13 protein-coding genes are annotated in these 22,249 nt (G+C 41.3%); 10 read left to right on the top strand and 3 right to left on the bottom strand.

The genetic code is table 11. The features are described 5' to 3' along the window. Positions 1 to 9 precede the first annotated feature (9 nt). From NBH01_RS15275 to NBH01_RS15265, 3 genes are read right to left on the bottom strand one after another with little or no spacing between them, the layout of a single operon-like run. Positions 10 to 852: a FecR family protein gene (locus tag NBH01_RS15275; RefSeq protein ID WP_225679158.1), complete on the bottom strand. Its 843-nt coding sequence runs from the start codon at positions 850 to 852 to the stop codon at positions 10 to 12. Continuing rightward, complete coding sequence (locus tag NBH01_RS15270) at positions 849 to 1,400, bottom strand: RNA polymerase sigma-70 factor (RefSeq protein WP_118417525.1); 552 nt, start codon at positions 1,398 to 1,400, stop codon at positions 849 to 851. The genes NBH01_RS15275 and NBH01_RS15270 overlap by 4 nt, the downstream gene beginning before the upstream one ends. Before the next feature lie 50 nt (positions 1,401 to 1,450). Continuing rightward, entirely contained in the window at positions 1,451 to 2,707 is a 1,257-nt protein-coding gene (locus tag NBH01_RS15265; protein ID WP_225679160.1) for a carboxypeptidase-like regulatory domain-containing protein, read from the bottom strand. 138 nt (positions 2,708 to 2,845) lie between these two features. Between NBH01_RS15265 and NBH01_RS15260 the strand changes: the two genes are divergently transcribed. The 10 genes from NBH01_RS15260 to NBH01_RS15215 all read left to right on the top strand — a co-directional run bounded on the left by NBH01_RS15260 (position 2,846) and on the right by NBH01_RS15215 (position 22,245). Beyond that, positions 2,846 to 3,283: a GNAT family N-acetyltransferase gene (locus tag NBH01_RS15260; RefSeq protein WP_215709788.1), complete on the top strand. Its 438-nt coding sequence runs from the start codon at positions 2,846 to 2,848 to the stop codon at positions 3,281 to 3,283. A gap of 108 nt (positions 3,284 to 3,391) precedes the next feature. After that, on the top strand, positions 3,392 to 3,832 hold the full coding sequence (locus NBH01_RS15255) for a DUF8440 family protein (protein WP_234141256.1): 441 nt from the start codon (positions 3,392 to 3,394) through the stop codon (positions 3,830 to 3,832). A 150-nt stretch (positions 3,833 to 3,982) separates the two neighbouring features. Further along, the gene (locus tag NBH01_RS15250) at positions 3,983 to 4,624 is read left to right on the top strand and encodes a DedA family protein (protein ID WP_225679163.1); all 642 of its coding nucleotides are present in this window, start codon (positions 3,983 to 3,985) and stop codon (positions 4,622 to 4,624) included. A 79-nt stretch (positions 4,625 to 4,703) separates the two neighbouring features. After that, positions 4,704 to 5,351, top strand: a complete 648-nt coding sequence (locus NBH01_RS15245; RefSeq protein WP_225679165.1) for a DUF47 domain-containing protein — start codon at positions 4,704 to 4,706, stop codon at positions 5,349 to 5,351. 16 nt (positions 5,352 to 5,367) lie between these two features. Continuing rightward, positions 5,368 to 6,387, top strand: a complete 1,020-nt coding sequence (locus NBH01_RS15240) for an inorganic phosphate transporter (protein ID WP_055217158.1) — start codon at positions 5,368 to 5,370, stop codon at positions 6,385 to 6,387. A 330-nt stretch (positions 6,388 to 6,717) separates the two neighbouring features. Next, a complete protein-coding gene (locus NBH01_RS15235; RefSeq protein ID WP_225693533.1) occupies positions 6,718 to 9,534 on the top strand; it encodes a helicase-related protein in 2,817 nt (938 codons plus the stop codon). Between the two features lie 2 nt (positions 9,535 to 9,536). Further along, a complete protein-coding gene (locus NBH01_RS15230; RefSeq protein ID WP_250700168.1) occupies positions 9,537 to 14,408 on the top strand; it encodes an Eco57I restriction-modification methylase domain-containing protein in 4,872 nt (1,623 codons plus the stop codon). Then, positions 14,405 to 14,857 (top strand): DUF6078 family protein, encoded by a 453-nt coding sequence (locus NBH01_RS15225; RefSeq protein WP_055217155.1) that lies wholly within the window; start codon positions 14,405 to 14,407, stop codon positions 14,855 to 14,857. The genes NBH01_RS15230 and NBH01_RS15225 overlap by 4 nt, the downstream gene beginning before the upstream one ends. A 235-nt stretch (positions 14,858 to 15,092) precedes the next feature. Continuing rightward, entirely contained in the window at positions 15,093 to 16,094 is a 1,002-nt protein-coding gene (locus NBH01_RS15220) for a Fic family protein (protein ID WP_055217154.1), read from the top strand. Between the two features lie 28 nt (positions 16,095 to 16,122). Continuing rightward, complete coding sequence (locus NBH01_RS15215) at positions 16,123 to 22,245, top strand: DEAD/DEAH box helicase family protein (protein ID WP_055217153.1); 6,123 nt, start codon at positions 16,123 to 16,125, stop codon at positions 22,243 to 22,245. Positions 22,246 to 22,249 lie beyond the last annotated feature (4 nt).

Genomic DNA, 22,249 nt, shown 5'->3' with positions numbered 1-22,249 from the left:
TTTTTTTATTTATTCTGTCAGCATGAATGTATCCCCCTGCCGTGTACACTTCAAATTAAGCGCATAGGCTATCAGTGTAGCCACAGTCTCTGGAGATTCATTGGAAAATTCAACTGTCAGCTTTCTTTTTTCCAGCGCAGGAGAAGCTACACGTATCTGTGAACTGCCTGCATTCATATTCATTACTTTCAGAATATGGCCCAAAGATTCATCTTTAAAACAGACATGCTTCAGATAGCGGTTCAACTCTCCTGCATTTTCAGTCGAACTGAGCAAAAGTTGCTGTGATTGCAATATCACTGTCTCACCGACTTTGACATAACATTCTTTATTCCCCTTTTTAAGGGTTACTCTGACGGTTCCCCGTTGCACCGAGAGACGAAACGGAGTATCTTCGACGCTCTTTACACTAAAAGCAGTACCCAATACTTCAATCTTTACTTCCTTTGTATCAATCCAAAAAGGTTGCTTCTGTTTCTTTGCCACATCAAAAAAGGCATCTCCCTGCAAACTGACTTCCCGTTTATCAGAAACAAAATGTTCCGGATATCGGATAGAAGTCTCCTTTGCCAAGAACACGACAGAACCATCTTCCAGAGTCGTGACCAATGTAGGAACATCCTGATTCTCCTGTGTTATAAAGTCAGGTACTTCCTCTTTTTGACCGAATCCCCAATACAAGGTACTAAAAACCAAACCGACCACCATCGCCGCTACAGTGCCATAGCGTACCCACATCGGGATTTTAGGCATCCGATGGTCTTCTACAAGCAGATGATCTTTATCCAATCGGTCGTACAACCGATTCCAAGCCTGCTCCGTCTTTATTTTATGAATATCCGTTTTCATCATTTCATTTGAATATAATTTTCTATTTCTTTTCGCAAAGTTCGTAAAGTCTTCGTCATTTCCGCTTCCACCGTTTTGACGGAGAGAGAAAGCTGGACTGCAATTTCCGCATATTTCTTTCCCTCCGTCCGGTGCATTTTAAATATTTGCATTCTGCGTTCCGGCAATTTCTCAAGGGTATTATTTATCAGCTTCTGAAGTTCTTCATATTCCATCTGCTGATGAGGATCTGTCGCCTGTTCCGAAGAGGATGCAGTCAGCACAGACTCTCTATACCGCTCCTTGACCTCTTCATGCTCACAGTATTGAATTGACTGATTACGTGTCGCCCTGTAGAGATAACTTTTTACAGACTGGAAAATCTGTAACTGTTCCCTATCCTTCCAAAGCACGTAAAACAGTTCTTCAACAATTTCCTCAGCTACCTCCATCCGCCCGGTAATGCTTGCCGCATACCAACACAGGGGAGAATAATAACAGCGAAATAGTTCCTCAAACGCTTTTATGTCACCTGCCTTTATTTTTGTCAGTATGAGCAGTTCATTCAGCATACTTCTATCATTTTACGATTGTTCCCAAATATAAGAAAACAATTCTGATTTTAATTAGATTGCTTTTTCAATTTATCGACAGCATGTTCCAGAGACTCTGTAGGTTCAATGATATTATAATTTCCCCAGAAGTCTTCACTCCAGTAATTTCCGACTTTATCATAGAAGATCTGATTGGAGATAAATACTTTATTCCGCGGAATCACCTCGGACGGGTTCTCCCTCCGGTCTGTCACCACCATTTCTGAGGTTACTGCATAACTCGTAGAGAAAAGCCTCCGTTTCCAGTCGCATTTGAAACGAATATCATTGCGGATATAATTCAGATAGGTCCTTCCATCTATCGTTTTATAGGTAATCAGAAAAGATAACTCTTGCGGTTTGAATCTCAGTCCAAATGGTTTCTGATGAAGAATAGCAGCAATTGCTTTCGATTTATTCTGCATATCCAAATTCATCTCGATACGTGTAAACGACAGGTTATCACAATCTACATACAATTTCCCATGAAACAGCGCATATGGTAAAAGAGCTCTCGGACGGAAATTAATAACGTATTGTATCCGGTTATCGATTAATGCCGATTCAGCCATCCAAAACTCATAGTTGTTCAATTCTTCCGGTTCCAACAGTGCTTCTTTATTCTTTACGATATCCAAAACTACAGATATATTAGGACCACCCATAACCTTTACTGCCAATGTATCACTAACTTTCTGACTTAGCAGACGGCGTCCTTTCAGAACTTGTAGTTTATCATAATCCGTAGTGCGATTGGTGTATGCTGTTTTCGACACATCAAGTACAGCTTCCGATACACTGATATAACGGCGCCCTTTCTGCACAGTCTCCCGATAGAAACTGGTAAGCATATTCCGGTTTGCACTATAATTTACCGGAATCTTTTCAATCGCCTTTTCTATAATTGTACGCGGATTATTGGCATAAACGACCACTTCATTCAACTGGTTAGTATGGGGTATCATCCAGACCGTCAATTTAGAAGAATTATCCTTATCTAAAGATACATGACTATTGATATAGCCTATGTGAGAGATTTCCAACTCTCGCGGCACTTCTTCTTTCCTGACTTTCAGAGCAAATTCTCCCTCCGCATTTGTCACCGTACCGATATTACTTCCTTGCACAGATACATTCACGTTTTCAAGTGTTCTCTTATTTTGCTTATCCTTCACCATTCCGACAATCGTGAAATAATCTCCTGCATCCTGCGCCCATATATCAGCATTCCCCATCCATAGAAAAGCTAATAACCATCCAACCAAAAGTATAACTGACTTTTTCATCTTAATAGAGTTTTAAAGTAAATAATTCCTGCTTCTACTAATAAGATCGTTCAATCTGCAAATACCCTATTGTCTGAAATAAAAAAAATCAGTATCTTGCCCGACAGACAAAATTATATTCTCAACAAATGATTAATTATGATACGCAAATTAGATAAAGCAGAATTGCAGCAGGCGACAACTTTAGCATTAGAAGTATACCTGCAATGTGGTCAGGATGATTTCGAAGACGAAGGTCTTGAGAGTTTCAAAAGTTTTATATTCAACGATAAATTGATGAATGAACTCTGCATTTATGGAGCTTTCGAAGAGAATAAACTAATAGGTATTATGGGAACCAAGAATGAAGGCAAACACATTTCTTTGTTTTTCATCAAAAAGGAATTCCATAGAAAAGGGATAGGCAAGCAACTGTTTGACTATTCCCAATGTGATTGTCCGGCAAATGAAATAACGGTAAACTCATCTACATACGCTATCAGGTTCTACGAATCTCTGGGATTTGAGAAAACAAACGACAGGCAACAAACCAACGGAATCTGTTACACTCCGATGAAATTCATATCGAACAAATAAAGAAGATATTACCATTAGATTCCAGTTCCCCGGAAGCCAAATCTAATTGTTAATTATACTTTCGAATATGTATTCCTTATAAAAATAGTTTCTACATTTGCGACTGTTATGGCGAAATACATTTTCTGTATATTATTTGGTATATTTCTGATATGGGGATGCAATTTAGTTCCCGATAAAGAATTACAGGAGTTCCGGACAGAGGCCGGTACTACCACTATACAATCCCATAACAAGTCACAGAGTTACCGATCCAAAGCTGTCGTCAAACAATCCGACAAAGAAAGCAACTCCTTCCAAGAAGGGAAATATGATGGAAAATATGATTGCAACATTACCGATGGTATTTTAGGAAACTCACTTTTATCCCGTACCACTTCTCTTTCCAAAATTCTAAGATTCAACGTTTCTGCCGTTACAATTCGGATACTAAGTTCATTAAAATATCAATTTCCGAAAGAAAAGTGGACCGGTCTCCCCTACTACACAAATCTCACCAAATTCTCCTATCGATATTACGTCTATACACTAGGACGAATACTTATTTAAATATCTCTTTTCCTTCTATGGGATGAGATGAGTGCATCCTCATGCCCATTTTATCTCTTTATATTCAAGGCAAGAAAGCAAGAAGAGTCTTTTTCATTGCCGGGAATATGCATACGATTTCTCTTTAACATATTAATAACTTGATATATAATGGAATTTATATTAGACTTTATTCTCCACATTGATCAATACATGATTAGTATAGTGCAGGATTACCATACTTGGGCATACGCTATCTTATTCATCATTATATTTTGCGAAACCGGGCTTGTAGTCACCCCTTTTCTTCCTGGTGATTCTTTACTTTTCGTTGCAGGAGCCATTTCCGCATTACCCGGTATGCCGATCGATATCCATATTCTTGTTTTAATCTTATTTGCAGCAGCCGTATTAGGTGACTCCTGCAACTACATGATCGGACATTTTTTCGGATGCAAACTTTTTCATAATCCCAACTCCAGGATATTCAAACAAAGTTATCTTGATAAAACGCATGAATTTTATAAAAAATATGGTGGGAAAACGATTATTCTCGCCCGCTTTGTGCCTATCGTCCGCACTTTTGCTCCATTTGTAGCCGGGATGGGAAAAATGCATTACTATTACTTTATGATCTACAATCTGATAGGTGGGGCCATATGGGTGGGGTTATTTTGCTATGCAGGCTACTTCTTTGGCGATCTGCCGTTCGTACAGGAAAATCTTAAACTATTGATTATCGCTATTATATTTATTTCAATATTGCCTGCAATAATAGAAATATTACGAGCGAAGTTAGGATCGAAGCAATAAAAAACTTTATTCATTTGTTTATTAATAACAACGGCCATCAAATTAAACATCTCAAAAACAATTTAATGTACTCGTATTTATGAAAAATTCTTTTTTTAGTAAATTCACGCCCAAAGAACCAAAGTTCTTTCCTCTGCTGAAGCAGTTATCAGATGTTTTATCTGCCTCATCCGTTCTACTTGTTGAAAGTATGGAACATGATCTGCCCACAGAAAGAGCAGATTACTACAAACAAATTAAAGACATGGAACGTGAAGGTGACAGATTGACTCATTTAATCTTTGACGAGTTAAGTACGACATTTATCACCCCCTTCGACCGTGAAGATATTCACGACTTGGCTTCCTGCATGGATGATGTTATCGACGGAATCAACAGTAGCGCCAAGCGTATTGTAATCTATAATCCTCGCCCTATTTCCGAAAGTGGCAAAGAACTGAGCCGTCTGATTCACGAGGAGGCTATCAATATAGGTAAAGCCATGGATGAACTGGAGACTTTCCGCAAAAATCCAAAGCAATTACGCGACTATTGCACCCAATTACACGATATAGAAAATCAGGCAGATGACGTATACGAGCTTTTTATCACCAAACTCTTTGAAGAAGAAAAAGACTGTATCGAACTGATTAAAATAAAAGAAATCATGCATGAACTGGAAAAGACAACCGATGCAGCAGAACATGTAGGGAAAATATTAAAAAACCTGATCGTAAAGTATTCATAAAAGCAGAGCAAGACACATGGAATTATTAGTGACTATCATTATACTAGCTCTGATATTCGATTATATCAATGGCTTTCATGACGCAGCAAACTCGATCGCTACCATCGTATCGACTAAAGTACTGACTCCTTTTCAAGCGGTATTGTGGGCAGCATTCTTTAACTTCGTTGCGTTCTTCATAGCCAAATACATTATAGGGGGCTTTGGCATAGCAAACACTGTGTCAAAGACAGTTGTTGAACAATACATCACGCTGCCTATTATCCTGGCGGGCATTATTGCCGCTATTTCCTGGAATCTGATTACCTGGTGGAAGGGTATCCCGTCTTCTTCCTCCCATACGCTTATAGGTGGTTTCGCAGGAGCTGCTATCATGGCAAACGGCTTTGAAGCTATTCAGCTCAATATCATTCTTAAGATTGCCGCTTTTATCTTCCTGGCTCCATTTATCGGTATGATTATCGCTTTCGGATTTACTCTACTTGTGCTCTATATCTGCCGACGTACAAATCCGCATACCGCTGAAATGTGGTTCAAGAGATTACAGTTGGTTTCTTCCGCCATGTTCAGTGTAGGACATGGTCTGAATGACTCGCAGAAGGTAATGGGTATTATCGCCGCCGCAATGATAGCTGCCCACTCTATGGGTCTGGGAATGGGAATAAACAGTATTTCTGATCTGCCGGACTGGGTAGCGTTCTCCTGTTTTACTGCTATCTCACTGGGAACGATGTCCGGAGGATGGAAAATCGTAAAAACGATGGGAACCAGAATCACTAAAGTTACTCCATTGGAAGGTATGGTTGCCGAAACCGCAGGTGCTTTTACTCTTTATATCACCGAAATGCTGAAAATACCTGTTAGTACGACTCATACAATTACCGGAGCAATCATTGGTGTCGGAGCAACCAAACGTTTATCCGCTGTTCGCTGGGGGGTGACTAAAAGCCTCATGACTGCGTGGGTACTTACTATCCCTGTCAGTGGACTCCTAGCTGCATGTATTTATTGTGTAGTTTCTCTGCTTTTAAATTAAATTCATTTAGTTATCAGCGCTGTATCAAAAACATACAATAAAGTTCCGATACAGCACTGAATATTAATCCGTCTAATTCGCTACCATGTACCAATAAATAGCATTCTCAGATGGTGCTTACTGATGAATTTTTATGGAATTGTTTTTAGTGTGAAAGAGAATTATCTTGCTTATTTTTGATACTCTTTGAAATAAGTTTAATACATTTGCGTCTAACATTGACTAATCAGCTCTATTTAAATGAGAGAAGCCAACCAAATGAAGCCTGTATTAGCAAAAAACCGCTACACAGAGAAAGGTTGATGAAAGAAAACCAGAAAGAAAAATTGTATGACAGCAAATATTAATTATTCTCAGGGACAACGTATAACAGTAAGGGGGGAAGACTTTCTCATCACCAATACTGTTCGCAATAAAGATGGACAGCACCTTCTTTATACCAAGGGTATTAGTGAACTGGTAAAGAACCATAATTTCATTTTCGATACTAGCATTGATAAGAATATTGAGATTGTTAATCCTATTCACACAAAATTGGTAGCCGACCAAGACCCGCGTTGGCGCAAAACTCGTCTTCTTATTGAGACCGCAATTCGCAACAACGCATATTTCTCACAAAAGATTACAGTAGCACAAGGTGGAGCCTTTGATGTGACGGACTACCAGATGGAACCGACACTTAAGGCGCTGGAATTACCCCGTCCCCGATTACTGATTGCTGATGGCGTGGGATTAGGTAAGACTATAGAAGTTGGTATTTTTTTGAGTGAAATGATTCGTCGCGGTCGTGGAAAACGAATATTAGTCTGTACACTGAGAAGTATTCTAGCTCAATTTCAGGAAGAGATATGGAATCGTTTTGCTATTCCTTTAGTTCGTCTCGATAGCATGGGCGTTGCCAAAATTCAGAGTGAGATACCACTCAACAAGAATCCATTTGATTATTACGATAAAACAATTATTTCTATTGATACGCTGAAGAACAATGGTCGTTTCCGGGCCTGGCTGGAAAAGACCCATTGGGATATTATCGTCATTGATGAATGCCACAAAGTAGCCAATGACAGTAGTCTACGTGGTGACTTGGCGCAATTTCTTTCGCAGAAATGTGATGCCATGATTCTGACTTCTGCTACCCCACACAATGGAAATGCCGAATCATTTGCCAATTTGATGCGTATGCTTGATCCAATTTCCATCCCGCGCAGCGGCAAGTATACACAAGAAGATATCCAGCCTTATTATGTACGTCGCTTTAAAAAAGATATAGAGGACGAACGCATTCGTGGACAGTTTCAAGATCGACGAGTTGTCAGTATCCCTGTTCCATTGAAAGCTGAAGAAGAAGCTTTCCTCAGTTTACAACACACTCGTTTTCAATCTATCAACAATGCGGATGAAACCGATCCGCTATTCGCCCTCACCTTGTTCAAAAGTTATCTTTCATCGCCTATGGCTGCCTTACGGTCATTAGAAGAACGTTCTACAAAAGATAATAGTGAAGAAGTGAACGAATTGACAAAACAAATAAAGTCAATCGTTTCCAATGATATAGACAGCCGTTATATGGCTCTCCGTGCTAAGTTACAAGAACTATGGCAAAAAAACAAGAAAGAGCGAGTCGTCATTTTTACAGAACGCATCGCTACTATGAAGTATCTACAACTGCGTATTTGTAAAGAGTTTAACCTTACCGAAGATCAAGTGAAACGATTTGACGGCTCGTTATCAGATACAGAACAAGAGGAAATGGTTAGTGATTTTGCAAAGGAAGACAGTAAAATTCGGGTGTTTATTTCCAGTGATTCGGGTTCGCAAGGTGTCAATCTGCACTATTTCTGCCACATAATGTTCAACTATGACATTCCGTGGAGCCTCATCACACTAGAACAACGCAATGGACGTATTGACCGTTATGGCCAAAAGCAAATTCCTGTCATCTATTATCTTGTGGCTCAAAGTGAACAACAAGACCTAAAGACTGATTTCGCTATTGTAGATAAACTGCGAGCAAAGGAGGAAGAGGTACACAACACATTGGGAGATGCCATGAGTGTAATGGAATTGTATAGTGCAAAAAAAGAAGAAGAAGAAGTTGCCAATGCCTTAAAAACTGGTGATACGGAATTTCTGCAGCCTACGCGTCGTCGCCAGCGTAATGGCTTCCGTCGGTCTGAAGTTGTAAATACCACTCCGGCTAAAGAACATCTTTCCGACCGAATATTTGAAAAGAAACTGTCACTTTATCCTGACGACCTGAGTTTCTATACAGACCTTTTCAATGAATTGAAAGCTATCGGTTCCATTCAGCATGATGAAGTTATAGTGAAAAATGGTACAGTGCCTTATGTAGAAATACGCAACAGTGAGGAGATGCGAGACGTGCTCTATGATATTCCCCGTGAAGCTATTCCAAGTGATAATATTTTCCGTTTATGCACAGACAAAAGCTGGTTGAATCGTTCTATTGCAGATTCTCGTAAGAGCCTGAATGGAGAATGGAGTCAGTTCCTTCCACTTTACGATATTCATCCTATCATGCAATATCTACTCACTAAATTCACTGCCTCCATTCCTAAAAATCAGGCAATGGTAGCTAAAAGTGACCAGCTTCCCAACGGATTCAGCTATTACCTCTTCTATGGAAGTCACGGTAATGGATTGGGGCAAAACCTTATCAGCAAGTTCTTTGTTGTTCCGCTCGATAAAGAGGGAGGGATGCGAAGTCATATTGTTTCCTTCTCCGATTTTTTGCAACAACACCCATTGACTGATTCTTTCCTTCAAGGGTCAAGTGACAATGCTATCCAATTGCTACAAGATAATCTACAGAGTGCTATCGACTATGGAATAGAAAATTATATGAGACCAAAGCAGAGCGAAGTGAGCGCTCGCATGGATAAACAACTAGATATCTATACACAGAAGCTAAAAAAATGGGCTGAAGATGCCAAAGGGCAGTTGTCTCTTGATTTGGACTCCAATATTATCCTTACTCGTATGACCTACAATAAGGACAATAAAAAGGAACTGGCAGAAATACAGAAAATCAGTGACGAATCCAGCCAATTCATCCAAGACCTTTTCTCTCTCGATCATACAGAACCCTATATGCGGTTATTAGCCGTATTCTATAATTTTGATTAAATATGGCAGACAATATCAAATATCGTTTTATTCAAAACGTGGGAGATTACTTCCCATCAGGTTATTTTGGAGAAGACTTTCTTGAAAAAGTACGAAAGTGCGCAGATGTTTCAACCGACGAAATGAAAGCTCTATGCAGTCCCTATGCACAGCTGCAACGTGACTATAATGAGTTCAAGAACTTCATTATCAACCAAAATCCTCGTGTGAAGGATGCGATCAAAAAGACACACGATTTCCATACTCGTTTACTTCGAATTCTAGGATATGAAACAGACAACGCTTATACCGAACCATTTGTAGTCAATGCCGAGGCAGAACCAATCGAGATGATCCCCGTGCGCCATATTCTAAGACGAGGTTCACAAGTTAAGATGCTCATCATGGAGATGCAGCACTTGATACCCGTGGGAGAACAGGAACCTGCCGGACTCTTTGAACAGCAATATGAGTCGGAGCCGGATCGAAATACCGGAGTACAGCGTTATAACGCCGGTCAATGGGAATTTGTATTTAAACTTGACCGCAATCAGTATAAGATTTCTCCTGCTATTATCAATAAAGCTATTACGCAACTGTTTTTGATGCCGGATGAACACCGCCCGCATTTCATACTAATGCTGGCTGGTAACACAGTGTTCCTTTTCGATCAGGACAAGTGGTCACATGGTAGCTATTTGCAGTTCTCACTCGACGAACTGTTTACACAAGCTCGCGTTCCGGCTTTTCGCCTTTATTTTGCTTTGTTCCATCTGCTATTATCCAAACAGACCTTGGCAGCCGATAGCGAGCAATTACTCATGGACACCATCATTGAGGAAAGTTACAAGAATGCCTATGAGGTAACAAAAGACCTGAAGGAAGGCGTCATCTTAGCGGTGGAAACTCTTGCCAACGAAGCACTCTATTATATGAAGAACGTAGCGCATAAGCCTTTTGGGAAATTAAATCCCCGGACAGGTGAATACGATGAGACGGATGATTCATTTGAATCGGAGGTAAAAGATGACTGTCTTACCATTGTTTATCGATTACTTTTCGTTTTCTATGCAGAAAGCCGTACCGAACTGGGAATCTTACCGGTCAATGATGAAGTATATAATCGGGGATATTCACTTGAGAGCCTGCGCGACTTAGAGCAGGTACGTCTGATTTCACAAGAAAGTCGAGATGGTTACTTCTTTGACGATAGTATCCGCCACATGTTTCGCCTCTTGTCGTCAGGTCATAAGAAGAACCAAGATATGACGGGAGACAAGAGTTTTTCCGTTCGCCCCATCGACTCACCACTCTTCAATGATAACCGCTTGAAGCAATTAAAGGACGTACGTATCCGCAACGTGAAGTGGCAAGAAATCATCAAAGCACTTTCCTTATCTCGAAAGAAACGTTTCTGCGGTCGCATCTCTTATGCCAACCTGGGTGTGAATCAGTTGGGATCAGTCTATGAATCCTTGTTGGCCTTCCGAGGGTTCTATGCCGAAGAAGACTATATAGAAGTACACAAAGCGGGTGATCCATCCGATGGTACTTTCCTTGTTCCCTATAGTCGTATGGGAAGTTTCGATATAAAAGAGGTACTCTGTGATGCGGAAACAGGTGAACCTAAGCGACTGCCAAAAGGAACATTTGTTTACCGCTTAAATGGTCGAGACCGGCAAAAGTCAGCATCTTATTATACTCCCGAAGTACTTACACGTAGTACAGTAAAATATACGTTGAAGGCATTTATTGATGAGGTAGCTGAGGGTAAGCGAAAACCACAAGAATTGCTCGACTTGAAAATACTAGAACCCGCTATGGGTGCTGCTGCTTTCCAGAATGAGGTCATCAATCAGTTAGCCAAAGCTTACATGACCTATGTGGAAAAGAAGCCCGCACCGGATAAATACCGTGACGAGTTGCAAAAGGTGAAAGCCTATATCGCTACACACAATGTCTATGGCGTCGACTTAAATCCTACAGCTATCGAATTAGGAAAACTTTCTTTGTGGCTGAATGTCATCCACAGAGATATGGAGCCACCATTCTTTGCCAATCGTCTGGCGGCAGGCAACGCAGTTATCGGTGCCTGGTTGAAAGTCTACAGTAAGAGTGATGTAGTAGCAAAACCATCGGGACGCAGACTTATCCCTACTGAATGGTGGACACGAGCTCCACATAAAATTAAGTTCTATCAAGCACGTGTCAATCGCTCAGTCAACGATATATACCATTTCCTTTTACCCGATAAAGCCATGTTGGCAGTATTGGGTATTAAAGAAATGAAGCAGAAGTATCAGGCTGAAGCTACGTTGATGTCCGCTCGATTGAAAGATTGGACAGCAGCTATTGGTGAAGCAGATTTTCAGAAACTGCAACGCATCTCCGCCAAGATAGACCTGCTATTGCATGATTGCTTTGAAACACAGGTCAATATTGAACGGCTTACCGACAATAAACGTAATATCTGGGGAGTACCGGGTGAAAATACACTAAACCTGGAACTTTATGCCGAAAAAGAACGTATCTTCGATACACGCTATCGCCGCGATAATGCTTATTACAAGCTGAAAATGGTGATGGACTATTGGTGTTCTCTATGGTTCTGGGAATACAATGATGCCTACAGTCTGCCTACTCGTTCGGAATACTGGGATGAAATAGAGCAGTTACTTGATGTGAGCGATGACAAATTAGATAAAAACACACTACGAGCCCTCGCACGCAACACTGAAGATGAACCATCAATGATTGACCTCGGCAACGAACGAATGACCGAGGAACAGGCTCAGATTGTTATGAAGAGCAAAGATGAAATTTTGCAAAGCACACGTGCTACCCAGCAATCTCTCTTTGCTGATGAAGAACCTACTCGCTTCCTGATTGTAAAACGTATGGCGGAACGCTATCGTTTCTTCCATCCGATGCTGGAGTTCATCGAGGTGTTCTGGCTCAAAGGAGGATTTGATATTATTTGCGGTAATCCGCCATGGCTGAAACTAGAGTTCGACGAGGTGGGTATTATGAGCGAGAAATTCCCGGAGGTAGTTATTCGTAAAACGATAGCTCCGGACGTGCGGGCAAAGAAGGAACAATTCTTGAGCAATGATTTGTTACGGGAGATTTATGTATCGGAACAGAATGAGCAGGCTTGTTCTACTGCTTTTTTAAATGCGTATTGCAATTATCCTTTATTAGTTGGACAGCAAACTAATCTTTATAAATGTGTTCTTACCAATGGTTTTGAATTGGTTAATGAGCAAGGTTATATAGGATTACTACATCCCGAAACTGTATATGATGATCCTAATGGTCAACCTCTACGAAAAGAAATGTATCATCGCCTACATTATCATTTCCAATATCAAAATGAATTATTATTATTCTCAGAAGTTGGTGATCGGCGCCAATATGGCTCTCATATTTATTCATCTAAAAACATTGTTGATTTTCTTTCTATTCACAACCTCTTCCATCCCAATACGGTGGATGCATGCTTCGCCCACGATGGACACGGCATTTGTGGTGGAATAAAAAAGGATGGTAAGTGGAACATAGAAGGACATCATGATAGAATTGTACACTTCAGCGAAATCGAACTTAGAGTGTTATCAGAAACTTTTGAAGGAGATGCTGAGAAATGGGAAAACTGTAAGCTAGTAAGCATTCACAATAAAGATATTATTGATGTATTACGTAAACTTTCTCTATTTTCCAAACATGTAGAAGATTATAATCAAATAATTACAGTAGCATTGGATGAAACGAATGCAGTGAATGCAGGTATCATAAGGCGTAATACTACTTATCCAGATATGGATAAATACGAAATGATTTACAATGGACCTCAATTTTTTGTAGGGAATCCTTATTATAAAACACCATGCATTGGCTGTAAAAGCAAAGCGGATTATGATAATATAAACTTATTATCTATGCCTGAAAACTATATTGCTCGTACTAATTATACTCCATCATTATCACTTACTGATTATAAAGCACAAATAAAAGGATTCCTTGCTGGACAAAATACAGAAGGAAATAATGTATATGAAAGCTGGATGGACTATTATAAAGTAGGGTTTCGTAAAATGTTGAATCAAGCAGGCGAACGAACGTTGATATGCGCGCTCTTGCGCGGCAAGAGCGCGCATATCAACGGAGTGATCTCGACCGCGGAACGCGGTCGAGATCACTCCGTGGATATGGCTGCGCTTTGCTCTTCCTTAGTGTTAGACTTTTACGTAAAAACAATCGGAACGCAAAATCTTACACCAAGTAGAATGACCTCCTTTCCTCTTGGCGTAGCCAAAAAATATGAATTTCCTCTCCGGGTTCGCACATTAATACTCAATTGCCTTTCAATCTATTATAAAGACCTTTGGGAAGAGTGCTATCATCCAGAATATTCACAAGAGCAATGGAGTCAAGTAGACAATCGGCTTAAACCATTCAATATACTCACCTCCGAATGGACTTGGAACACTCCACTACGTAATTACTACGAACGCCGTATGGCGCTAGTAGAAATAGATGTTATCTCCGCGATGGCACTCGGACTCACACTTGAAGAACTAATTATGATGTACGAAATACAGTTTCCTGTTCTCCAACAAAACGAGAATGACACCTGGTATGACCAAAAAGGAAACATCGTATTCACCTGTTCCGTAGGTTTAAAGGGTGTAGGCGTAGAACGTTCTATATGGAACAGCATTAAAGACTTAGCTCCCGGTGCAACCTACGAGCATACCATCGATCCACAGAAGAGCGAACTCTATGGAGGCCAGCAAACCACCTACTACGCCCCCTTCACAAAGTGCGATCGTGTAGAAGACTACCGTCGCGCCTGGGCTCATTTTGAAAAACAATTCAATCCTCAACCGTTATGATATTACAGCAAGAAATACCTTACGGCTACGCCCACTGTTTTGCGGGCAAAGACAACTGCCCAAAAGCAGACAGTTGCCTGAGAGCCATAGCGGCCAAATTACTCACAGAGAGCACGGAACCGCAATCAGAAACTGTCAACACAGTGAATGCTATGTATATAGAGCAACTGACCGACCAAGCCTCCTGCCCTCTCTACCGTTCGAGTAAACCCTTGCGTTATGCCAAAGGCATGACCCATCTCTTCGACGAATTGCCTATGAAGCAAGCTCACGCTGTGCGTTCCAGAGTCATCGGCTGTTTCTCATGCGAACGATATTTCTATCACAGTCGCAAGGGTGACCGGCTGATTTCGCCCGAAGAACAACGAAGGATAGTTAATGTATTTCGGGGCACAAACCTCAACATCACTCCAAAGTTTGATAGCTATGAATATGTAATAGTATGGTAAACACAATGGCCATCCTTACACGTTATGTAGGGAGACCTTATGCAGCCATTCCGTATATATGATGCAGTTGCGCAACACACCTTATACAGCAATACTGCAAAAGTCATGCAGCAACTTTGCAAAGGTTATACAGCATCGCTGCAAAAGCTATACACCACCACTGCAAAGGCTATGCAGTAACAGCGTAAATAACGAATAGCAACCAAAGATATAACAAATAAGATAAAAGAGCCCAATGTATATACCTCCATTCACTATTTCCGTTAATGCCATCAACCTGATTGCGGAGATTTCCGCACAGATTGAACGGTACGCCATTCGCTTAGAACAGAGCGATGGACTCAAGCTTCGCAAAGCCAATCGCATCAAAACGATTCACAGTTCACTGGCCATAGAAGGCAACACGCTATCGGAAGATGAAGTCAAAGAAATTATTGAAGGCAAAACAATAGTGGCTCCACTCCGTCAAATCCAAGAAGTAAAAAATGCCATCAGGACGTATGAACTCTATCCAAGCCTCCATCCATTCGAAGTAAAAGATTTATTGAGAGCACACGAAACCATGATGATGGCATTAATAGATGATGCCGGCAAGTTCCGCCGTGGAGATGTCGGAGTGTATTCCGAAAGAGGTCTGATTCACATGGCACCTCCTGCAGAGCGGGTACCCGAACTGATAGACAGTTTGTTTGAATGGATAAAGACAGCAAAAGACCATTTACTCATTCGTAGCTGCGTATTCCATTACGAGTTTGAATTTATCCATCCTTTCAGTGATGGAAACGGACGTACAGGACGATTGTGGCAATCGCTCATTTTAGGGCAGTTGCATCCACTCTTCGAACATCTGCCTGTAGAAAATATGGTTTATGCCAACCAAGAGGCTTATTACAATGCCATACAAACAAGCACAAAAGCTGCAGACTCCGGACCTTTCATCGATTTCATGCTACAGGAAATTCTTAATACGCTGAAAGAACATCAAGGGAAACCTATTACGAATATAGAAACTGAAAGCAGTTCGGTTCGGGATAAAGTTCGGGATAAGTTCGGGATAAGTTCGGGACAAATCATCGACTTGATCTATCAGAATCCAAGCATCACGTTGGACGAAATAGCCGCCCATCTCTCAGTAACACGTCGTTCGATAGAGAAGAAAATCAAAGAACTTCGGGATGCCGGCATTATAAAGAGAGTAGGCAGCAATAAATCAGGCCTTTGGTCCATCATTGAATAAGAGTATTACCATTATTTAAACTCATAATATGTTACCGTTACAACAAGCACGCGAAGTACGAGACTCAGTTATTGAGTATATCAAAGCTACATTCCGCTTCAAGGAAAAGGATGTAAGCGATGCCTTCTATCGTCTTATAGAAAGCAGAGAGAACGGTCTTTTCAAGGGTCCATTCATCTCATTGAAAACTCCTTTTATCTCTGCCACAGAAGAAGAAGTCAGGAATGTGCCACTCGACATTGCACCCAACTTTCCTCCATATAAACACCAGTTGCATGCCTTTCAGCAACTGACAATGAAAGACGGACACCAACCCGTACCTACACTACTGACCACCGGAACCGGTTCGGGCAAGACGGAATGCTTTCTTTACCCTATACTCGATTACTGCTATCATCAAAACCGCTTCGAACATCGCACAGGTGTAAAAGTCATCATCATGTATCCGATGAACGCACTGGCAAGCGATCAAGCCAAACGTCTTGCCGAAACCATCTGGAATGATGAACGCCTAAAAGGAAAAGTAACGGCAGGTCTCTTCGTGGGTGAAGGAGTGGATGCAAAGGAATATCCACGGGATATGGGCCCCGAGCATATCATTGAAAATCGAGATGCGATACTGGATACCGTGCCCGACATCCTGCTCACCAACTTTAAAATGTTGGATTACGGATTGATGCGGCAACATTTCATGTCGTTATGGAAAGGAAATATCGACAGCGAAGATAAAGCTCTTCGCTTTATCGTGCTCGATGAGCTACATACATACGACGGAGCGCAGGGAACTGATGTTGCCAATCTTATCCGTCGTCTAAAATTAAAACTGGGCCTACCCAAAGGATGGCTTTGCCCCATCGGCACATCCGCCACTATCGGCAATGGAGAAGATAGCAAACAACGCTTATGTAAGTATGCTACTGATGTTTTTGGAGAAACATTCGCAGAAAACAATATCATAGTAGAACACCGCATACCTGTTGCAGAATATGTAACAGCCTCTCACTCGGCAATTCCCGAAGCAAAACTAATAAAAGACTGTGACTTCAAAAGCACAGACAAAGTAGATAGCTACATAAAGCGTTTGTGCAAAATATGGCTAAAGAAGTCGGAATGCTCCCCAGTGGAAGCCGGCGAATATCTAAGAACAATGACTGTAGTGCGCGATCTGCTAACTGTGCTGGAACATCATGTCAAAACAATAGATCAGCTACAAAAAGAATTGGCTGAATTAAACACCGACATACGCCGACTGTTATTGCAAAATGGAGAAAAGACATGCCAAACAGCCATTGAAAGTTTGCTGGCACTGATAGCTTATGCAAAACGCCCACTTGGCGAAAAGAAAACAATACCAATGCTCTACTTGCAGGTACAACTATGGCAACGGGAACTCAGCGGCATTCTGCGTTATGTACAAAAAGAACCTGGATTCACGTGGCGCTATAGCCTGAAAGAAGAGGAAGACCGCATCGCACTACCGATGTATTTCTGCCGTGAATGTGGTGCCAGCGGATGGATTTCACGCCGATTGGCTACTGATGACCACTACTGTTCGGATATATCAACCATCAATAAAGCCTTCATGGGAAAAGAGAAAGAGGTAGTGCTGCTGAATACGGAGTCGAATAAGCATAAGGCCATTGATGAGTACGTGAATGAAAATACTCTCGACGTGACCCACTACGTCTACATGAAAGATTTGAAAGAAGCCAGCCAAAGTGACAATGATACCATTCGTCTGCGTGTATGTGGCAAGACAACATCCAACAGGAACGGTAACCAACGTTTTGCCCGCTTCTGCCCAGAATGCAACAGTGACTCTATTTGTGAGATTGGCGGTAGGACATCTACACTGTCTAGTGTAGCTATCAGCCAAGTACTCTCAAGCGACTTTGACTCTGCCAATGCCAAAGACCGCAAAATATTGACCTTCACCAATAGCGTTCAGGATGCCGCTTATCAAGCAGGATTCTATGAAGCTCGCACTTTCCGTTTCCTATTCCGTCAAAGTATGCAGAAATACCTGAAGACATTGGATAGCCCCATCAACCTCGTGCAACTACAACAAGGATTTAAGGAATACTGGAAAACGAAATTGAGTGAAGAAGATTATTATAACCGTTTCCTGCCTTCCGATTTGGCATCTCATATCGATCTACGCCATAACTATCGCGAAGGGCAAGGATTCATGCAACGTTTCAAAGATGAGTTCGACTTGCGTGTAGATTGGGAAATCACAAGTGAGTTCGGCCTCACAGCCCAACTGGGACGAACGCTAGAGAAAACTGGTTCTTCCGCCTCTTTCTTCCAAACTAAAGACATATATCAAACATTTCAACGGATGAAAGATTGGCTGATTGAGAACCATCTGGAATACGTAGCCAATGATGACAATAAATTCTGCCATTACGTGGAAGGCATCCTGCAACGGATGAGAATGCATGGAGCGGTGGATCATCCTTATCTGAATATGTATCGAAATGAAAAGTTGAACAGCTATGCCCTTAACTGGGTCTACGACCAACGACACTTTCTGAACAAACGTTTTGGAGGTGGTGTACAGTTTCCGAAACTGGTGGGAACTTACTACCTCGAACGAAACGGAGAACTACTTGATATGGCCGTCATCCGCAGAGAAGGAAAGCAGAACTGGTATAGCAATTATTTTCAGAACGTGTATAATGTGGCACTGTTCATGAATACTTCCCTGTTCAACGACCTGATGCGTAAATTGTTCGATACAATGGAAGATATCGGCATCGTGAATAAAGGTTCGCAAGGTGGTGGAAACTATGCCATTAATCCCGAACACATCTGGATAAGCAACCGTGTGAAGCACATCCGTTGTGATTCCTGCCAGTCACAGTTATGCGTAGCCGAAATGGACGAATTGGCAGAAGGGACCAGTTGCCTTGACTATAAATGCCATGGTACATATTCTGACGAGGTGCGTCCGGAATTGAACTATTATCAACAGGTTTACAACCGGGAGATCTCCCCCCGCGTACATGCTCGTGAGCATACCGGACTATTGGAACGAACAGAACGTGAAAAGCTGGAATATGACTTCAAGGAGCATCCGCATGCCAACTCTATTAATGCGCTGTCGGCCACTTCTACCCTTGAGATGGGTATTGATATAGGCGATTTAAATGTGACGGGCAATACTAACATCCCTCCCAAGCCAAGCAACTTCCTCCAACGTGTAGGACGTGCCGGGCGAAAAGAAGGTGCGGCACTTGTTCTGAATTATGCACATGCAGGCGAGCCACACGATATGTATTACTTTACTTATCCAACAGAAATGATGGAAGGTGAAGTAACAACTCCCGGCTGTTTCCTTGAGGCAAAAGACATTCTACGCCGCCATTTCTTAGCTTTCTGTATCGACACATGGACCAGTGAGAATACCGGCAATACACTACCAACTCATTTAAGGGATTTAAGACTAACGGAAAATACACTTTCGACTGATGGATTTGTTATTAACCAAATCATCTCTTTCATAAAAGCTCATAAACAAACTCTCCAAGTACAGTTTACTGAACAATATGAGGTGCAAGTGCAACCCACCCTTGACAAACTATTTGCCTCACTTGATGATGACTCTTTCTATCAGTTGATTCTGAAGGAGTTTCATTCTTTGACCGAACGCCTCTATCAGTTGAATGAAGAACTCCAACTATTTAAAGAACAACAAAACCAATTGCAGCCCAACGACCCTGCACACGAGAATCTGAAAGAACTCATCAAGGCATCCAAGATGCAATATGCGCAATTGATGCAAGAAAGCATGATAGAGTATATGACTAATGTGGGATTATTACCAAACTATGCTTTCCCCGAAACGGGAGTAAAACTTCAAGCCAATGTCTATTCATCTCGTGAAAAGGAAGACCATACGACCAATATAGCCGCACCTCGTTCCTTCGAACTGATTCGTTCCGCATCGCAAGGTATCAAAGAACTTGCTCCGGGTAATAAGTTTTACACGCAAAAGTTTAAGCTGGAGGTAAGTGGTATTTCAACATTCGATTGGAATGACACTCTTTCCACAATGCGTTTCTGTTCCAAATGCGATTGCCTAGCTATGAAAGGGACACCAAATTATAACACAGCTGCCTGTCCGAAATGCGGCGATCCGTCGTGGAGTGTAAATACACACCCTGTTGTGAAGTTTACTAACGCACGAAGTATTATGAAAAAGACAGAGGCGGCACTTGACGATTCGGCAGAAGAACGTGACAAGGAGAACTATATTGTCAAAAAGCATTTTCTGTTTCATCATAATGGAATCATCTCATCATACGTCATGCGAGGAGTAGGATTTGGTATTGAATTCTGCAACAATATGGATTTATATGAGATAAACTATGGCATGCAGATGCAGTCGGGAGGAAAAACGGAAGTTAACGGTGATCCAACAGTACCTCAATACGGTTTTGTCACTTGTCGCTATTGTGGTAAAGCCACTCCCCTGCTCGCACGGAATGAAGAAGAACAGCATTACAGGTTCTGTAACCATGCTAATATCTCCTTTGGTGAGGATATAGAGGGAGAAGTATTCAAGCCACTCTACCTTTATCGCCACATTCAGACAGAAGCTATCAAGATATTGCTCCCCATCCAAATAATGGATGCTAAAGCTTCGATTGAGATGTTCAAGGCAGGTATCGTACTTGGAATGAAAGCCTACTATCGCTCCTCACCCGAACATATCCGTATCGACACATACAGCGAAATGAACCAGGCTACGCAGAGAAAGGATTATTATTTGGTAATGTACGATACAATCCCCGGTGGCACAGGGTATCTGTCAAAGCTCTACAATACAGAACAATTTACCGACTTACTGATAAAAGCTCATAAACTGATTGACAATTGCGAATGCCAGTACGAAGGGAAAGATGGGTGTTATCACTGCATCCTGACGTATGGTAATCAATATAGCCGAGAGGAATTTAGTCGTGAGCGAGCTGAAGCATTGTTCAAAAATCTAATTGAGCATAAAAATTCATGGGAGACTTTAGCCGGCTCTGTCGGTACAATTGTACAAAGTGGCGTTATCGAAGACAGTGAATTGGAACTTAAATTCATTCGGGCCCTGAAGACAATAGCGAAAACCAAGAAGTGGAACTTTGAGAAAGTGCCGGATATAGATAGCTATAAATATGTATTGAATATAAAAGACGTAGAGCAAAACACAGATGTTATTTACCACATACACCCACAGTTCGCACTGGGAAATCCTTACGGAGTTCGGCACTACACTGTGCCCGACTTTCAATTCATTTGTGTATCAGCATGCATAGAAGGAAAAATAATTCCGAACGTATCCATCTTACCTCAATGGTCTATCTATCTTGATGGTTATGCTTACCATGCCAAAGAGCCCAACATACGTTTTTACAAAGACTTGGAAAAACGAGAAGGTATCAAAGACTCGAAAACCCACCTAATGTATTCATGGACATTAACCTGGGAAGATATCATGCTTTTTGAAAGCGAAAAAGAAGATTCTTTAGGGCTAGATTCGGTCAGCCGCCTGATACAAATGATTGAAAAGCCACTGAAAGGAAGCCTAAAAGAAAAAGCATTTCTAAGTATTATAGATGTGGAAGGATTCATGGCACACGGAGGTTCTCTCTATGAGGGGGAAATAACCTTCGATAATGAATGTGATGCCGAACTTACAGACGACTCCACAGATGAAGAAGTCGAAGCTGCTTTTGACAAAGGTATTCATTATGATTGGCACATTCAACAAAGTCTTTCATCTATAGAACAGGAAGAATGGATAGGTTTCTGGCGCCGTTATAACTTGCTGCAATTCTTTAGTAATGTTAGTACCAAAACGATCATTAAAGATACACCTTCACCTATTAACAGAAAAGAGGTGAAAATCTATTATCCGGGATTAGAAGATATCATTGATATACTGATTGACAACAATATTTCCTTCAATACAGAAGGAGAAGGTGATCTGACTAATGAAGATGACGAAGTTATCGCTTCAGCCCGTATGATACTAAAAGAACTGAAAATTGCTATAGACCCTGACTCTAATACATATGCAGAAGTCTTTGCAATGAACGGTTATAAAGTAATAAGTTCAAATGAATTTACTGTAGAATTAATAAAACAAAAATAAAGAT

The sequence above is a fragment of the Bacteroides sp. B1-V-101 genome (genome assembly GCF_023656585.1).
Classification (GTDB): Bacteria; Bacteroidota; Bacteroidia; order Bacteroidales; family Bacteroidaceae; genus Bacteroides; species Bacteroides thetaiotaomicron.
This window is presented reverse-complemented; position numbering and strand designations above follow the sequence as displayed.

What these genes read in the sequence shown, in the direction of transcription:
- NBH01_RS15275 (WP_225679158.1), bottom strand. Translation starts at nt 852, where the DNA reads ATGATGAAAACGGATATTCATAAAATAAAGACGGAGCAGGCTTGGAAT.
- NBH01_RS15270 (WP_118417525.1), bottom strand. Translation starts at nt 1,400, where the DNA reads ATGCTGAATGAACTGCTCATACTGACAAAAATAAAGGCAGGTGACATA.
- NBH01_RS15265 (WP_225679160.1), bottom strand. Translation starts at nt 2,707, where the DNA reads ATGAAAAAGTCAGTTATACTTTTGGTTGGATGGTTATTAGCTTTTCTA.
- NBH01_RS15260 (WP_215709788.1), top strand. Translation starts at nt 2,846, where the DNA reads ATGATACGCAAATTAGATAAAGCAGAATTGCAGCAGGCGACAACTTTA.
- NBH01_RS15255 (WP_234141256.1), top strand. Translation starts at nt 3,392, where the DNA reads ATGGCGAAATACATTTTCTGTATATTATTTGGTATATTTCTGATATGG.
- NBH01_RS15250 (WP_225679163.1), top strand. Translation starts at nt 3,983, where the DNA reads ATGGAATTTATATTAGACTTTATTCTCCACATTGATCAATACATGATT.
- NBH01_RS15245 (WP_225679165.1), top strand. Translation starts at nt 4,704, where the DNA reads ATGAAAAATTCTTTTTTTAGTAAATTCACGCCCAAAGAACCAAAGTTC.
- NBH01_RS15240 (WP_055217158.1), top strand. Translation starts at nt 5,368, where the DNA reads ATGGAATTATTAGTGACTATCATTATACTAGCTCTGATATTCGATTAT.
- NBH01_RS15235 (WP_225693533.1), top strand. Translation starts at nt 6,718, where the DNA reads ATGACAGCAAATATTAATTATTCTCAGGGACAACGTATAACAGTAAGG.
- NBH01_RS15230 (WP_250700168.1), top strand. Translation starts at nt 9,537, where the DNA reads ATGGCAGACAATATCAAATATCGTTTTATTCAAAACGTGGGAGATTAC.
- NBH01_RS15225 (WP_055217155.1), top strand. Translation starts at nt 14,405, where the DNA reads ATGATATTACAGCAAGAAATACCTTACGGCTACGCCCACTGTTTTGCG.
- NBH01_RS15220 (WP_055217154.1), top strand. Translation starts at nt 15,093, where the DNA reads ATGTATATACCTCCATTCACTATTTCCGTTAATGCCATCAACCTGATT.
- NBH01_RS15215 (WP_055217153.1), top strand. Translation starts at nt 16,123, where the DNA reads ATGTTACCGTTACAACAAGCACGCGAAGTACGAGACTCAGTTATTGAG.